Source organism: Paenibacillus sp. ATY16 (genome assembly GCF_003399985.2).
Taxonomy (GTDB): Bacteria; Bacillota; Bacilli; order Paenibacillales; family Paenibacillaceae; genus Pristimantibacillus; species Pristimantibacillus glycanilyticus.
On the sequence record NZ_NMOK02000024.1, the window covers coordinates 1 to 14,608 of the forward strand.

The window sequence follows — 14,608 nt, forward strand, 5'->3', positions numbered from 1 at the left end:
ACGAAGTGTCTACTTTTTAGTTTAAGTCCAATTTTGAAGCAAAGAGGCGAATAGAGCGCATTACGCTGGATGGAATCCAACGTAGCCTCAATTCGCCTCTTTTTCTGGTTATTTTATTGGACAAAATCCAATGGACCGCAGCAAAAGTGGGGGGCGCCAAGTGTCCTTTCGAAAGGGCTTTATCCCTGCAGCTCAAACGCCTCGGCAATCAATCGGTACGACTTCTTGCGAGCTTCGAAGTTGTGGATCGAGCTCATGACAAGTACTTCATCCGCTTGGTATTGCTCGGCCATCTTCAGTATGCCGGCTTTGACCTGTTCCGGCGTGCCGATAACTCTCCGCTCGCGAGCCCGGTTAATCCGGTACAGGTCGGACTCCGTATACGGATAATCGTAAGCCGTCTTTACGGATGGGAAGCTGAGCTGGTCGATGCCGTTCTCCAGCAGAAGGAAGAATAGATCCGTGCTGAGCGCAAGCTCGTTAGCCTCTTCCTCCGTATCCGCGCAAATGGCCAGAACGGCGATCATCGAATGCGGCCTGTCGTACAGCACGGACGGCTCGAAATTCTCATGGTAATGCTTCATCGCGGTCTCGCCGCCCGGCGTACCGAAAAACTGCGCAAACGCGTAGTTCGTTCCAAGCTGCGCGGCAATCCGGGCGCTCTCGTAGCTCGAGCCAAGCAGCCAGACCTCTGGTACCTGCTCGATGGAAGGAGCGGCATGCAATCCGGCAAAAGGATGGCCTTCCGGCATTTTTCCCCGGAGGTAACCGATTAAATCGATAATTTGCTGTGGATACTTGTTAATATCCACAAACTTGTTTTCCTGAAGCGCACGGGTCGCTGTTGGCATGCCGCCGGGGGCACGGCCAAGGCCAACATCGATTCGGCCAGGATGAAGAGCTTCGAGCAGCTTGAAGTTCTCGGCAACCTTGTAGGAGCTGTAATGCGGCAGCATGATGCCGCCGGAGCCTACGCGGATGCGCGAGGTTGCCGCGGCCAGATGGGCGATCAGAATTTCCGGGCTGGAGAAGGATAGCATTTTACCGGCATGATGCTCGGAGATCCAGTAACGGCCGTATCCCAGTCTTTCCGCTTCTTGTGCCAGACGGGTCGTGTCCGCCAGCGTGGAAGCTGCATTCTGTCCTTCGTTAATATGTGACTGGTCGAGAATACCCAGTTTGATCATGAGTGCGGTGCACCTCCTGTGCATGTAAGTATGTGCAACCTTGATTATACCCTAATTCGCGAACTGTTACAAAAATAAGTACAGTAGGCGTCAGGGCCGCATCCCGTGCCGCAAATATTGACTTCAGGCGCTATAAAGGGTATTATTACACAAGCTTGAATACGAATAGTAAGGGTGAAGATCTTGAATTCGAAACTTCAAATTAAGAGCGTAACCTTAGCGGACAAAGACCTGAAATCCGGTTTATTCCAGTACATTATGACGCTTGCCGACGGCTCCAGAGCAAGACTTTTCTACAGCAACAAGCCAGAGTGGCATCTGACAGGCGTAACGCGTCTGCTCAACGTTCCATGCCCGCTGTGCATGAAAGACTACTACTGCGGCTGCTTTGAGAAAAATGCAGAGCTGTTCGACCGTCAAGTGAATGAGCATGATTTTATTCCTGCTTCCATGAGAGCTTAAGCTTTCTAAAAATGATGAAACGGCTTCTGCCAGTGTGAACCATTGTCCTCAAGGACGGCGATTCACCTGGGCAGAAGCCGTTTGTCGTTTTGCCGATTACTAAACGATATTCATTCTAATGCTCCTCCTTCCACGATGTTAAAGTAATAATTGATCTGGTCCTCGCACACGGACATTCTATCTAGAGACTGCGGCGCACATACGATCAGGCGGGTTGCCGTCACCGGAAGCTGATTATCTCCAATAGGGTAGACGCCTTTTTCATTAACGCCAAAGTTTGACTCATTCTTCATCGCATAACTCGCGAATAACGGATCCAACTCAAGCTTTACATAGCGGTGATCGCCGCCTGCGGGTTTCAGCTTCAACAATTCAAGCTCCTGAACCCTATTGATGAAGTTATCTGCCAGGACGGTTTGTGGAAATTTCAGCCATCCATCCGATATGCTGCGCTTCAGCGTAATGGATTGTTCTGAAGCATGGTAGACAGCGCTTATGTGGGTATAGCGGCCATTTGCAACAGAATCAACGAATTGGAACACTAGCTCCTTCACTTCGCCATTTTCGTCCAACACGGTTTCAAAGCTCTCAATTCGGGCCTGATTGCTTACCGGCGCGCGGGCGATTACCATCTTCAACAAGCCATCCACTCCAAGCTGTTCGACTGATACATGATGCAAAATGTTCTGTTTAGGTGCGGAATCGAAATGATGCACGACAGGAGGCGTAACGATTTGCAGAACATACATAGCTAAACCAAGCAGAGCCGCCTTATCCTTAACCGAGAGATTGGGTCTTGGCTTCCGGAAAAATAGCAGGTAAACTACGAACCCCAGCGGCAGCCGCAATCCGTTCAATGTAAAGGTAAATCCGCCAAGCAGCATATGACCGATCAGCTTCCAGCCCAAGTTTTTCTCCGGTTCCGAGCGTCTGCGGTAAAGCATAATCAGGCAGGCAATAACAAGGAGAGGGATTAGGGCAGACAGCCAAATTGAAATGATCGATTGGTCCAGCTTCGTATACCCGTATAAATAGAATCCCGAGAACCGGACATGAACCCCTTGAGCAAACTTTGCGAGCTGCGTGTCAGGAATATCAATGGATATAGCATTTCCTGGACCTTCGCCGCCTCCGTAAGTTCCTCCGAGCACGTCTTTCCCGGTTGCATCGGTAATTATCCACTCCGGGCCGTTTGTATTGATGAAGCTGTCCTTGGTAATTAGCGCGATATTTAGAATCTGCCCGGATTTCGGGTTCGGATGCGGAACAACATTTAGCTGGATGTACAAATCCTTTTCGCGTTTGCTAACCTTCTCCAACACAATATCCGAATCAAATTTCTTTGCTACAACAAGATTAAGCTTGGTTTCGCCAATTTCCTTCGGAATCCATTCCGGCTTTAGAAAAAACTCTACCGCGACGCCTTCCTTAACCAACGAGAGACTGTACCCGTCTTGGTTAATAATCCGCTGATATACCGCAGAGCTGCGGTTATGGTAGAGCTGGATTAGCTGCACCGCGGTAAAAAGGATAACTGCGGCGAGAATGCCGGCAGCTATTTTCCAAGCTAATTTCCATTTCAATATGCGTACACCCCGCTTTCAATCCGTCTTATGATCCGCTGTATAAACCTATAACTATATACTTTGGAAAAACAAGGAAAGTTGCGATTGAGGAAAAGAATATGAGGCACTGGAACAATAATAATCGAAGGCAGGGGATACCTTGGAGAAAATTCGTCTTCGGGCATGCGCATTAATTGTGGAGAATGACGCGATTCTATTGATCGAGTTCAAGAACGATCATGACGACGGCGTGCATTATAACCTGCCGGCGGGCGGCGTTGAACCCGGGGAAACGCTCGTGGAAGCCGCGAAGCGGGAAGCTATGGAGGAAGCTTGCGTTGAGGTGGAAGTAGGTCCCGTAGCGTTTGTCTATGAATATCAGCCGGCGAAAAATAACTGTATTTACGGCGATACGCATTCGGTAGGGGTTACTTTTGCATGCAAGCTGAAAAAAGGTTCATCACCCCAATTCCCCGATACTCCTGATCCCACCCAGATCGGGGTCAAATGGATCCCGATTTCGGAGCTGCCTGCCATTATGCTGTATCCGGAGATTCAAGAGGATATCATCCATTATTGCCGTGGAGAGGCTTACCGCAATTATGTGGAGGAACACGAGATCCAGCAAAGCAAGCAGAGCAAGCTATGATCAAAAGTGAAGGGGCAGTCCTCAATCAATAAGCGGCTGCCCCTTTGCGCATCACATTTCCTTCAGCGCTTTGACTCCCAGCAGCTTTAATCCGTCTTCGAGAGTTTCGGCCGTCATGCGGACAAGCGCCAGCTTCGCGGCTTGTTCGGCTGTATTGCCGGTAATGATCTTCTCGTGGTGATAGAACCGGTTAAACATCTGGGCGAGCTCGATCAGATAACGGGCGGCAACGGAAGGCTCATAACGCTGCGCGGCTTGCGCAAGCGCATCCGGATAGCGCATCAAGGCCTTCGCCAGCTGCCAGGATGGGTCGCTTTCGGTATAGCGGTAATCGGCAGCATCCGTATATCCACCGGGTTCTACAGGAGCGCTGCTGCCCGCCTTGCGAAGCAAGCTTTGCGTTCTCGCGTAAGTATATTGCACGTAAGGCCCCGTCTCGCCTTCAAAGTTAACGACGTCCTCGAGCGAGAAGTTTACTTCATGGAGCCGCGAGTGGAGCAAGTCGCCAAAGATAACGGCGCCGACGCCAACGGCTTCCGCAACCTCGGCTTTACCGGCGAGAGCAGGGTTCTTGTCCTCGATAATGCGAAGAGCATGAGCTGCCGCTTCATCCAGAACATCCTCCAGAAAGATAACCTTTCCTCTGCGGGTAGACATTTTTTGCCCGTCCATCAGCATCAGGCCAAACGGGATATGCTTGCAATCTTTCGCCCAATCGAAGCCCATCCGCTCGAGCACCAGGAATAACTGGCGGAAATGCAAGGATTGCTCCGCGCCAACCACATACAGCAGCTCATTGCCCAACATCTGATCGTGCCGGTAGATCGCGGTGGCTAGATCGCGCGTGGCGTAGATCGAGGAGCCGTCGGATTTTTTGATGATGCAAGGCGGAAGTCCTTCTTCATCCAGCCGCACAACTAACGCGCCATCGCTCTCCTGGAGCAAGCCTTGACGGGTCAGTTGATCGACTACCGCATCCATCTTGTCGTTATAGAAGCTTTCGCCAAGGTAATGGTCGAAAGCTACGCCGAGGCGGTCGTACAGCTTGTTGAAGGCGGCTAGACTATCCTCGATAAACATTCGCCAATAGCGGTTGGCTTCCGGGTCGCCGCTCTCCAGCTTGACGAACCATTCCCGGGCTTCCGACTCCAGCTCCGGCTGGAGCTCTGCTTCCTCATGGAAACGGACGTATAGCTCGAGGTAGGCTTTAATCGGGTCCTCGGCTTTGCCGGCGGGGGCTCCCCATTTCAGGTAAGCCGTAATCATTTTGCCGAATTGGGTTCCCCAGTCGCCTAGATGATTAACGTTAACCGTATCGTAGCCCACCTTGCGAAGCAGGTTGTAAAGGGCGTTGCCAATCATCGTCGAGCGCAGATGCCCGATGCCAAACGGCTTGGCGATATTGGGGGAGGACATGTCGATAATAACGCGTTTGCCTCCGCCAATCTCCTGTATTTGCGCTCCGCCATTCCGTGCGAATTGTTCGATTACCGCGGCACGGTTGAACTTGAAGTTCAGGTAGGGACCGGCAGCGGATATCGTCCACCGGCTGCTCTCCGGCAGGGAAGCCGCCAGTTGTCCGGCGATTAGCGCCGGGCTTTGCTTCATCAGCTTCGACAAGGCAAAGCAGGGGAAAGCAACGTCGCCAAGCTGCTCGTTAGGCGGAAACTCCAGAAGCTCCTCAATTTGCTGGCTGGATAAAGAGCAGTGCTCCGCCAGGCTGACGGCAATCATTTCTTTTAACATAAGGCAAGCCTCCCGAAAAATGGTGGTCAAAATAAAACATAAAACCCCCGTCTCGTAAGAGACGGGGGTTCATCCCGCGGTGCCACTCTTGTTGCTTGCAGGCAGGCGGAAATGTGAAATAATCGCGCTGCTGGAAGCATCTCGCCGTTGTAACGGTTCTGAACCGGGCAGGCCTACTGAATAAAGGTTCGGCGAGCCATCTCCTGGGTCCTCTTCGCAAAAGGTGCCATCGCCGGCTTTCACCACCCCGGCTCGCTGCTCATGGTCATCGGCTTTGCTACTGTCCCGTTCCTCGATGTTATATAACGACCATCATACTTGATGTTATCTGAATAATCAATCTATTGTTTCATGCGATGGTTAAGAATTTGAATAAACGACTGGCAAGCCACGAAAGTCCGCATCACCGTAATCGGTTGTCCATCCTTATACAAGGCCATGGCGGGAACGGCGCGCAGCTCAAGCGGAGCGGCTGTCTGCGGGAACAGATCGACATTGACCGAAGCAACGGTCATTTCGCCGCGAAGAGAAGGGATGGCGGCCTCGAGCTGTCCGGCAATCGTATGGCAGGGGGTGCAGAAGGTGCTGCGGTACAGAACAAGCACGGAGCCTCCGCTCGCGATTGCTTCCTGCAGCTGTTGATCAGTTAGCTGGTTCAAAGACATAGGACGGTTATCTCCCGTATACTAAGATTGAATGATGTCCTCCATTGTATCATCCCAGCTTCAACTGCTCAATTGCCCCGCGAATGATCCGGCATGAAAAATCCATCCGCCGATCCTCCTCCTGCGTCAAATTAAGCTCAATAATTTCTTTGACGCCGCTGCGGGTAATGATGGCGGGAACGCCTGCCGCAACGCCCGTCTGGTTGTATTCTTGCTCGAGGATAGAGGAGACGGCGATGATACGGTGTTCATCGTACAGAACGGAGCGAGTAATGTAAGCAAGCGCATTGCCGATGCCGTAATGGGTGGAGCCCATGCGGGTGTAAATTTCCCAGCCTGCATTCTTGGTCTGCTCGGCAATTTCATTCAGCTTGAGATGGCCGAACCGGACGGGATGCTGGTTCAAAATATCCTGAATCGGCTTGCCGCCAATCGTCACATGCGACCACGCCGGGAATTGGGATTCCCCGTGTTCGCCCAGCACGTAGCCGTGCACGCTGCGCGGGTCGACGGAGAAATGCTCGCAGAGCAGCGTTTTGAGCCGGGCGGAGTCAATGGATGTGCCGGAACCTATAACCTGGCTTCGGGGTAGTCCTGACAGTTTCCATACGATATAAGTAACCACGTCAACCGGATTAGCCGCCGCCAGAAAAATACCGTTAAACCCGCTGCCCATAATCCGCGGAATGATATCGCCATAAATATCTGCGACCGTGCTTAGCATGCCCATCCGGTCCTGGCCTTTGGGCGGATAGCCGCCTGCGGACAAAATAACGACGTCCATATCTGAGCAATCCTCATACGTACCGGTATAAATCTTAGTGCGGGAATGAATAAATTCCATGCCATGCGACATATCGAGCGCTTGGGCCACTGCTCTGTCAGGAGTTCGTCCGATTAGCATGATCTCGTCGCATATCGACTGATTGATAAGGGAATACGCGCAGCTTGAACCCACGTTGCCAACCCCGACGATCGCTATCTTGCGCGCTTTGCTCCTCATGCCCATCCAGCCCCTTACCCAAGTGTTGTTACTTCTAGTATATGGGCTTGCATACCAATGATGTGACGGCGAAGTTACGGTCATGTTTGTCTTTCTTACGCTTCGGATAAGCGGACGAACATAGGTTGTGAGAATGGCGCTTCCGCCGTAAGGCTATGTCTAAAGTCTTGCCGGCGAAAGCGAGGATTAGCGTTAATGCGACTAAAATCTCCATGATCCTACATGATGCGACAAACATATTTAATATATTATATAGATTAATGTGAATTAAGCGAGCTAGAAAAAAGAAGAGATACCTATATTTTGTTTGAAAAGTAAGCTTTTTTGCCCAAATTCCCCCTAAATTCGTTCATTGGTCGTATTGATTGTATATATTAAATATATTATATTATTATATATGAAACCGCTTTCACCTTAAGAGGGAGAGTTATCCGATTCCGCGATTGTGTGTTATCCATTTTAGGAGGTGGAAGAGACAATGATTGTGAATGAGGCAAAAGCCGAAGTTATGCCGATACCCAAAAAAAAGAACCAGACTTGGTCTAGAGTTTGGTATTTCAGGCATGCGTACTTGTTTATGCTTCCAGCTGTTATTTGGTATTTGGTGTTCAGCTATTATCCGATGTATGGCGTTTTAATCGCATTTAAAGATTTTAAGTACAATCTCGGAATAATGGGAAGTCCATGGGAAGGGCTGCGGTTTTTCAAGCAGTTCTTGAATGATTCCAATTTTTATTCCGTCCTCAAAAATACGCTGTCGATCAGCGGTCTTAAGCTGCTGTTCGGATTCCCGGCACCGCTAGTTCTTGCTTTAATGCTTAACGCCGTGATGCGCAGCAAAATCAAGCGCATCTTCCAAACGATTTCTTACCTGCCGCACTTTGTATCCTGGGTCGTAGTCGTAACGCTGATGCAAAAAATTCTTTCTCCCAACGTTGGTCTTGTGAATGACATTCGCGAAAAAATGGGGCTCGATTCGATCTTTTTTATGGGAATGCCGTCCTTATTTTATCCGCTCGTCATTTCCTCCGACATCTGGAAGGGTATCGGCTGGGGATCGATCATTTATTTGGCCGCGTTAACCAACATTGATCCACACTTGTATGAAGCCGCGGAAATAGACGGGGCGGGCCGCTGGAGCAAGCTGTTCAAAATCACGCTGCCAACCTTGGTGCCTACGATCGGCATTCTGCTGATTTTCTCCCTAAGCGGCATTCTGAATGCCGGGTTTGACCAAATATGGCTAATGCAGACGCCAGCTACCTTAAGCGTCTCTGAGATATTGGACACCTACGTGCTTAAGACGGGTATCCAGCAAGGACAATTCGCTTATTCCACGGCGATCGGCTTATTCAAATCGGCCATCTCGCTCATCCTCATCATTACGGTCAACAAGATAGCCAAGAAAGTAAGCGACGTGTCTTTATGGTGAAGAAAGGCAATCTCTGCATGAATATATTGCTTCACAATTCATTTTAGGTAAATGCTTTCGAAGTATGAATCATCACAATGGCCAGAACGGCCATTAGGGTGACAATTCATTTTAGGAGGTGCGGGAATGGGCACGAGAAGAATGTCGGCAGCCGATAAGATATATTCGACCTTGAATTATACCGTTTTGCTCCTATTTTGCCTGACGGCACTCTACCCCTTTATTTATTTTTTGGCGCTTTCGTTTAATGACGGCTACGACGCCATGAAAGGCGGCATTTACTTATACCCTCGCGTTTTTACACTTGAGAACTACGCCAAGGCATTTAATAATCCGCAGGTTTTGAATGCCTTTTGGATTTCCGTTTCAAGGACTTTAATCGTTACCTTATGTTCCGTCATGCTGACTTCTTTGCTCGCTTACGGCCTTTCGCGAAAAGGTCTGCCGGGAAGGAAATACATCGTCTTTTTCTTCTTCTTTACGACCTTGTTCAGCGGCGGATTGATTCCGACCTTCATCTTGTACCGGCAAATTCATATTATCGATACGTATTGGGTGCTGGTGCTGCCCGTGCTGTACGACTTTTTTAACGCGATTGTCATGAAGACGTTTTTTGACGGGATCCCTCCCAGCTTGTCGGAGTCGGCCCGAATCGACGGGGCAAGCGAACTACAGGTGTTTGCCCGCATCATTCTCCCGCTTTCCATGCCGGTACTCGCAACCATAGCTTTGTTTGTAGGGGTTGGCGTGTGGAACGACTGGTTTACCGGGCAGTTCTTCATCTCGAAAGAAAACCTTCAGCCTGCGGCGACGTTCCTGAACAAAATGATAAGCGAAGCGTCCTTCCAGACCATGACGGGTTCAAGCGGCGGATCGTCCATCCAAAACATGAGCCAATCCCAAATGGAGCTGCGGGGCGTAACGCCGGAAGCGCTCCGAATGACGTTCGTCATCATCATTACCACTCCGATCCTTTGCGTGTATCCGTTCCTTCAACGGTTCTTCGTAAAGGGTGTGCTGGTAGGTTCGCTCAAAGAGTAGTCGCGAGGGGTATAAGAGGCATTGCCTTTTATATATACAATTAAAAAATGAGAGGGGCTTGTCAAATGCGTAAAACCAGATTAAAAGGTTCTCTTGGCCTGGCTGCCGCGATCCCGCTTCTTGCATTGTCGATGACGGCGTGCAGCGATAACGGGGGGAACAACGAACCAGATGCATCTGCGTCTGCAGGCAATGCAACGAATACGGGGCAAAAAGAAGCGGATGCACCAAAGCAGGTCACGTTAACGTTCCTGAGCGCCTGGAATGGCGGCGGAGCGGGTTTCCCGCAAGATCAAGAGAACAATCCGGTAGCAAAAGCGATTAGAGACAAGACTGGCGTCACGCTCAAGATGGAATCCATCACGACAAGTGAAGTCGAGAAGCTGAATACCATGTTCGCTTCCGGCACGGTTCCGGATATCGTAAACGCTCCGTACTGGTCGACAACCGGCGGTGAAGGCCAAGTTATCAAAAAAGCCGCTCTGGAAGGTCAGCTTCTTGACTTAACGCCTTATCTCGATAAATATCCGAATATTAAGAGACTGGTCACGACTGGCATAGCGAAGGACTTTGCCGAGTTTGACATGAATAGCCCTGATCTGAAGGGCAAGCAATATATCATTCCGACGGAGACGCCGGACGGTTCGATCGAAAGCATTCATAACTGGAATTACGGCCTTTATGCCCGCGGCGATATTTTGAAGGCGCTGAATGTAAATGCGGCGGATATCGATACGCAGGATAAGCTGTACGACTTGCTGGAGAAGATCAAAAACGGCAATTTCAAAGATATTAGCGGCAAGCCGGTTATCCCTGCCGGAACGCTGCACAACGGTTGGGATTCCAGCCAATTCACGAAGGGCTGGACGGGTTACAATATTTCGGACTTCCGCGAGGAAAACGGCAAGCTGACCTTCTGGGCTTTATCCAAAGACGAAGAAGACAAAATGATGTATTTGCGCAAGTTGATCCAGGGCGGACTGTTCGATCCCGAAGCATTCAGCAACACCGACACGACAGCGATGGAGAAGCTGACTACCGGCAAGCTTGCCGTATTCGGAGCTCAGCCTATGCTTGGCGATCTGTCCAAAACGTTGTATAAGACGAATCCGGAAATGCAATACGAGCTGCTTGGTCCAATGAAGAATAAAAATGGCGAAATCGCTACGCAGGTTGAGAAGCCAGGACGTTCCGGATTCCCTGCGATCTTCTTGAGCGCGAAGATCAAAGACCCGGATGCGGCACTGCGTTATATTGATTTCGTAAACAGCGACGAAGGCCGTCTGCTTGCGTACTGGGGTATTGAAGGCAAGGATTACACGATGGTGGACGGAAGACCGCAATGGATTCCGGACGTGAAAAAGAAATTTGACGACAATCCGGACTTGAAGCGCGACGAAGGACTTAGCTTCCTGCCGGGCAGATTCACTGGCGCATTCTCCGATACGGTGACATGGCCGAAAACGGATGATCAAAAAACGCAATGGGATAAGCTGGAGGAAAGCTTCTCGGCGAAAATGCCGATTAAAATCATTGATAAAGTAAGCGCCTCTTATCTTGAAAGAGAATGGCCGAAATATCAGCAATATCGCGACAAGGTAGGCAGCTTTGATTTTAACGCGGAATTGCAGAAAGCCTACTTCGCGAAATCGGATGATGAAGCTTTGAAAATCCTTCACAAAGCCCAAGACAAATTCAAGGATGCCGGTGTCGAGGAAATGACCGAGTTTGTCGCTCAAAAAGCCGCGGAACGGAATGACATTGGCTTCTAAGATAAAATAGGACTAACACAAATAAACCGCCCGGTCGCCCGGGCGGTTTATTTGTGTTTATTGCTCCATTCACAGTAAGCATGCGCATCGTCACCGTCGCCGCGAAACGCGGCCGGAGCCCATCCGAATCTTCGGCGCCGATTTTTTCGGCTTGGTGAAGACCGAGCTCTTCTTCGATGAGCTTGATGACGAGCCGCCGGTAATGACCTTGCCGGTCTTGCCGGTGGAGCTGCTGCTGCCTGATCCGACCGCAGTGGAGTCGGCGTTCTTCGAACGTTTTAAGATGGATCCGGTACGGTTCACCGTCATTGGCGGTGCTTTTTTCAGATCCTGATCGGTTGGCGTATGGTAAGTGGTCTTCGGTTTGTAGACATCCTTCTGGGAGTAACCGCGGTAATTGCCGTGACCGTACCTGCCGTTATCGAACAGATCGCTCAGCACGCTGGCGAGCAGGTAGCCCTCCAGGAAGCTGCTGCTGTAGTTGTTGCGTACGTATTCCTTGGAGTCGATCTCGATCAGGGAGTCCGAAGGATCATCGGGAGCCTGCTGGATCTGGATGACCTCATCGCTGTAGACAAGGAACATCCTCTCGGTACTTTCCGCAGACTGCTGCTCCGGCTTCTTCTTATCGACAAGCTGCTTGGCGACCTCCGGAACGGTCTGGTCCGCAGCCCGGTAGACGTAAGACGTCTGGCTGCCCGAACCGTTCACCGATTCAAGCGGGTACTTCTCCTTTACGGTGTCGGAGATGGCGCAGGCCGCAAGCATGGGAATGACGAGGCTGAGTAATAGAATAATTTTGATGCTATGAAGCCACCACTTCTTCATCTTGCTCCTCCTAAAAGAATTGCGAAGCAATTCTTACTTCGAAAGCATAAACTTAAAGAATTGCGAAGCAATTCTTGCTTCGAAAGCTTAATCTTAAAGATAGCTTCGCCCTATGCGCCCCGGATCACGCGGACATCCGCGGGCAGCACGGATTCGCCGACATACAGCATGAAGCGTCCGTCCAGCCATTCCACGCGGAGCAGCTTCATATCGTCGGACTGATACTGCCATACGTATTGCTCGCCGCCTTGCATAAACGGCGTTTTGCCGTTGGCCGCGATCATACCCGAGAAGTTCTCTTCCATGTGATAAGCCCGGTCATCCAGCTCAAGGGTAGTCGGTACTTCGTCAAACGTATCCAGTCTTCCGTCGATTTGCTCGTACAGCGCGAAAACGGTTCTTTCGCGTTCTTCAATCGAGAGATAGCGGATGTCGCTGCCGTCCTGCAGCGTCAGCACAACCGCGTTGCGGCTGCGGTTCCGGCTGCTGCCGGTTACTTGATACGTGACCAGGGAAACTTCGCATACATCGCCGGGAGCAAGAGACAAGATGCTTTTCTCCGCTTTCACCGGCTCAGGCTTTGCCATAATATTTTTAATCCGTTTAAAAATGCTCATCTAGGTTTACTCCTTCGTACGATCGTTCTGTTAGACCGAAGCAATAATCAGCGCACCCGCAATGTGAAGGGACCCGGCGATTAACGCGTAGCCGACCTTGCCCTCGTGAATGCCTTTGTCCAGCTGAATGCCGGCAATGGCACCAAATATAATCCGGAAAATCGCTTCGACAATCAGCAGGGTGATAAACGATACAAGCGAGATCACAAGAGCTTCCCACATGTAAGTTGCCTGTCCGATCGACGATGCAAGGATGTAGGCCTGTGCGCCCAGCTTCATGACGAAGCGGACCGCTACAGCCATATTACCATCTTTCATTTCCTTAAAATCATGGTATTTCGTGGACAATGAGTCTAAATACATGAGGATAAAAAGCAGCAGCGCCCCAGCGCCTGTCCACACCGGAATTTGAAGCAAATCCGTCCAAGTCATGACCATCTTTCCCCCAATAAAGTAATAGAACCGCAAAATCCGCCGGCGCTGCCGTTAAGCTATGGCGCCGGCGGACATGTTTGCGTCAGTCCATTTTATTCCATGCGAGCAGGAGCTATTCCTTCTTTTCGTACTGTCTCATCAGCGCGGCCAGCTCGTCTTCAACCGCTTTGTCCTTGCCAAGAGCCGCAAACTCGTCGTCAAGTGATTTGCCTTTGGACTGGGCAAGTTCGTTCGATGCTTCGGCGCGCGCTTCGGCTTGAAGCATTTTTTCTTCCATGCGCTTCAGGCCTGCGGAAGCGGAATCGGAGCTGAAGCCCGCAAGCGATTTGTTGATGTGCTCTTGCGCTTTGGCCGCTTGGTAGCGGGCAACAAGCGTCTCGCGTTTGTTTTTCATCTCGGTCAGCTGTTTGCGCATTTCGTCGAGCTTCGCGCGGAGGTTATCCGCCATCGCTTTGTTGTTGTCAAAGCTTGTTTTGTATTCGGCGGCTTTCGCTTCAGCCGATTTTTTCTCTTCCAGCGCACGGCGGGCAAGGTCGATGTTCTGAGCTTGAGCCGCGATATGCGCTTGCTCGCCGCGTTTTTCCACGAGCTGTGCTTGCTCTTCGTATAGCTGCTTGAATTTCTTTTCGAGGGCGATTTGGGCCGCTACGGCTTTTTCGGCATCCTCGAGATCTTCTTGCATGTCACGGATATATTGGTCAGTCAGCTTGATCGGATCTTCCGCTTTCTCAATCAGAGCGTACACATTCGATAAAGTAAGGTCACGAAGTCGTTTGAAAATAGACATTTTAAACATCCTCCCGGAATTTTCGATTTTCAATATTGGAGCTTATATCACCTACATACGATTATACGCTCGATTAGGTTTCATTTCGATAGTTCGGGAAAAAGTGGTGCCCGGTTTCACAAACGGCTGTTCGAGCATTTGAGGCAGCGTATCGGGTATTATTCAGCATGTTGTTAACCATGGTACGTATCACCGGGGGAAAGTGACGGCAATACTAAGACAACAGGGGCATCCGGGCATTGCAACGGATTATATCTTTTTCCTGTACGGGCAATTTAATTAATCCACAGGCTTATCCACATTATCAACATGTATAATCCCCAATTATAGTGGGCCTTTACATTAAGTTAATAACATATCCACAACAGAGGATGTCCACATAAAGTCCTAGTCCGGAAGTCAGGTCATACATGCAAAAA

At 50.3% G+C, this 14,608-nt stretch carries 14 protein-coding genes and 1 pseudogene; 6 read left to right on the forward strand and 9 right to left on the reverse strand.

Annotated features, from left to right (window positions below; genetic code table 11):
* Positions 1-179 precede the first annotated feature (179 nt).
* Entirely contained in the window at positions 180-1,187 is a 1,008-nt protein-coding gene (locus CFI03_RS15155) for an LLM class flavin-dependent oxidoreductase (RefSeq protein WP_248757855.1), read from the reverse strand.
* A gap of 183 nt (positions 1,188-1,370) precedes the next feature.
* On the opposite strand from CFI03_RS15155, the gene CFI03_RS15160 reads away from it, so the two are divergent.
* Complete coding sequence (locus CFI03_RS15160) at positions 1,371-1,649, forward strand: hypothetical protein (RefSeq protein WP_041613660.1); 279 nt, start codon at positions 1,371-1,373, stop codon at positions 1,647-1,649.
* A gap of 110 nt (positions 1,650-1,759) precedes the next feature.
* Here the strand turns inward: CFI03_RS15160 and CFI03_RS15165 are convergent, their stop codons facing one another.
* The gene (locus CFI03_RS15165; protein WP_248757856.1) at positions 1,760-3,232 is read right to left on the reverse strand and encodes a hypothetical protein; all 1,473 of its coding nucleotides are present in this window, start codon (positions 3,230-3,232) and stop codon (positions 1,760-1,762) included.
* Positions 3,233-3,374: 142 nt separating this feature from the next.
* On the opposite strand from CFI03_RS15165, the gene CFI03_RS15170 reads away from it, so the two are divergent.
* Positions 3,375-3,863: an NUDIX domain-containing protein gene (locus CFI03_RS15170; RefSeq protein WP_248757857.1), complete on the forward strand. Its 489-nt coding sequence runs from the start codon at positions 3,375-3,377 to the stop codon at positions 3,861-3,863.
* Positions 3,864-3,914: 51 nt separating this feature from the next.
* On the opposite strand, the gene argS is transcribed toward CFI03_RS15170, so the two are convergent.
* The 3 genes from argS to CFI03_RS15185 form a co-directional block, all read right to left on the reverse strand.
* Positions 3,915-5,609, reverse strand: a complete 1,695-nt coding sequence (gene argS / locus CFI03_RS15175; RefSeq protein WP_248757858.1) for an arginine--tRNA ligase — start codon at positions 5,607-5,609, stop codon at positions 3,915-3,917.
* A 341-nt stretch (positions 5,610-5,950) separates the two neighbouring features.
* A complete protein-coding gene (locus tag CFI03_RS15180; protein ID WP_248757859.1) occupies positions 5,951-6,274 on the reverse strand; it encodes a thioredoxin family protein in 324 nt (107 codons plus the stop codon).
* A 49-nt stretch (positions 6,275-6,323) separates the two neighbouring features.
* Positions 6,324-7,277, reverse strand: a complete 954-nt coding sequence (locus CFI03_RS15185; RefSeq protein ID WP_127495403.1) for an L-lactate dehydrogenase — start codon at positions 7,275-7,277, stop codon at positions 6,324-6,326.
* A gap of 478 nt (positions 7,278-7,755) precedes the next feature.
* Between CFI03_RS15185 and CFI03_RS15190 the strand changes: the two genes are divergently transcribed.
* The 3 genes from CFI03_RS15190 to CFI03_RS15200 all read left to right on the forward strand — a co-directional run bounded on the left by CFI03_RS15190 (position 7,756) and on the right by CFI03_RS15200 (position 11,522).
* A complete protein-coding gene (locus CFI03_RS15190; protein WP_127495402.1) occupies positions 7,756-8,709 on the forward strand; it encodes an ABC transporter permease in 954 nt (317 codons plus the stop codon).
* Positions 8,710-8,835: 126 nt separating this feature from the next.
* A complete protein-coding gene (locus tag CFI03_RS15195; protein ID WP_201008338.1) occupies positions 8,836-9,750 on the forward strand; it encodes a carbohydrate ABC transporter permease in 915 nt (304 codons plus the stop codon).
* A gap of 65 nt (positions 9,751-9,815) precedes the next feature.
* Positions 9,816-11,522: an extracellular solute-binding protein gene (locus tag CFI03_RS15200; protein WP_201008339.1), complete on the forward strand. Its 1,707-nt coding sequence runs from the start codon at positions 9,816-9,818 to the stop codon at positions 11,520-11,522.
* Positions 11,523-11,612: 90 nt separating this feature from the next.
* On the opposite strand, the gene CFI03_RS15205 is transcribed toward CFI03_RS15200, so the two are convergent.
* The 4 genes from CFI03_RS15205 to CFI03_RS15220 all read right to left on the reverse strand — a co-directional run bounded on the left by CFI03_RS15205 (position 11,613) and on the right by CFI03_RS15220 (position 14,189).
* Positions 11,613-12,350: a DUF4247 domain-containing protein gene (locus tag CFI03_RS15205; RefSeq protein ID WP_127495399.1), complete on the reverse strand. Its 738-nt coding sequence runs from the start codon at positions 12,348-12,350 to the stop codon at positions 11,613-11,615.
* A 110-nt stretch (positions 12,351-12,460) separates the two neighbouring features.
* Complete coding sequence (locus CFI03_RS15210; RefSeq protein ID WP_201008341.1) at positions 12,461-12,967, reverse strand: DUF4178 domain-containing protein; 507 nt, start codon at positions 12,965-12,967, stop codon at positions 12,461-12,463.
* Between the two features lie 30 nt (positions 12,968-12,997).
* The gene (locus tag CFI03_RS15215) at positions 12,998-13,399 is read right to left on the reverse strand and encodes a DUF350 domain-containing protein (RefSeq protein WP_127495397.1); all 402 of its coding nucleotides are present in this window, start codon (positions 13,397-13,399) and stop codon (positions 12,998-13,000) included.
* A 115-nt stretch (positions 13,400-13,514) separates the two neighbouring features.
* On the reverse strand, positions 13,515-14,189 hold the full coding sequence (locus CFI03_RS15220; protein ID WP_127495396.1) for a PspA/IM30 family protein: 675 nt from the start codon (positions 14,187-14,189) through the stop codon (positions 13,515-13,517).
* Between the two features lie 151 nt (positions 14,190-14,340).
* Here CFI03_RS15220 and CFI03_RS15225 point away from each other — a divergent pair.
* Positions 14,341-14,472: pseudogene (locus CFI03_RS15225) on the forward strand (DinB family protein); the annotation flags it as partial.
* Positions 14,473-14,608: the final 136 nt, after the last annotated feature.

What these genes read in the sequence shown, in the direction of transcription:
- CFI03_RS15185 (WP_127495403.1), bottom strand. Translation starts at nt 7,277, where the DNA reads ATGAGGAGCAAAGCGCGCAAGATAGCGATCGTCGGGGTTGGCAACGTG.
- CFI03_RS15180 (WP_248757859.1), bottom strand. Translation starts at nt 6,274, where the DNA reads ATGTCTTTGAACCAGCTAACTGATCAACAGCTGCAGGAAGCAATCGCG.
- argS (WP_248757858.1), bottom strand. Translation starts at nt 5,609, where the DNA reads ATGTTAAAAGAAATGATTGCCGTCAGCCTGGCGGAGCACTGCTCTTTA.
- CFI03_RS15210 (WP_201008341.1), bottom strand. Translation starts at nt 12,967, where the DNA reads ATGAGCATTTTTAAACGGATTAAAAATATTATGGCAAAGCCTGAGCCG.
- CFI03_RS15195 (WP_201008338.1), top strand. Translation starts at nt 8,836, where the DNA reads ATGGGCACGAGAAGAATGTCGGCAGCCGATAAGATATATTCGACCTTG.
- CFI03_RS15215 (WP_127495397.1), bottom strand. Translation starts at nt 13,399, where the DNA reads ATGACTTGGACGGATTTGCTTCAAATTCCGGTGTGGACAGGCGCTGGG.
- CFI03_RS15220 (WP_127495396.1), bottom strand. Translation starts at nt 14,189, where the DNA reads ATGTCTATTTTCAAACGACTTCGTGACCTTACTTTATCGAATGTGTAC.
- CFI03_RS15200 (WP_201008339.1), top strand. Translation starts at nt 9,816, where the DNA reads ATGCGTAAAACCAGATTAAAAGGTTCTCTTGGCCTGGCTGCCGCGATC.
- CFI03_RS15205 (WP_127495399.1), bottom strand. Translation starts at nt 12,350, where the DNA reads ATGAAGAAGTGGTGGCTTCATAGCATCAAAATTATTCTATTACTCAGC.
- CFI03_RS15155 (WP_248757855.1), bottom strand. Translation starts at nt 1,187, where the DNA reads ATGATCAAACTGGGTATTCTCGACCAGTCACATATTAACGAAGGACAG.
- CFI03_RS15190 (WP_127495402.1), top strand. Translation starts at nt 7,756, where the DNA reads ATGATTGTGAATGAGGCAAAAGCCGAAGTTATGCCGATACCCAAAAAA.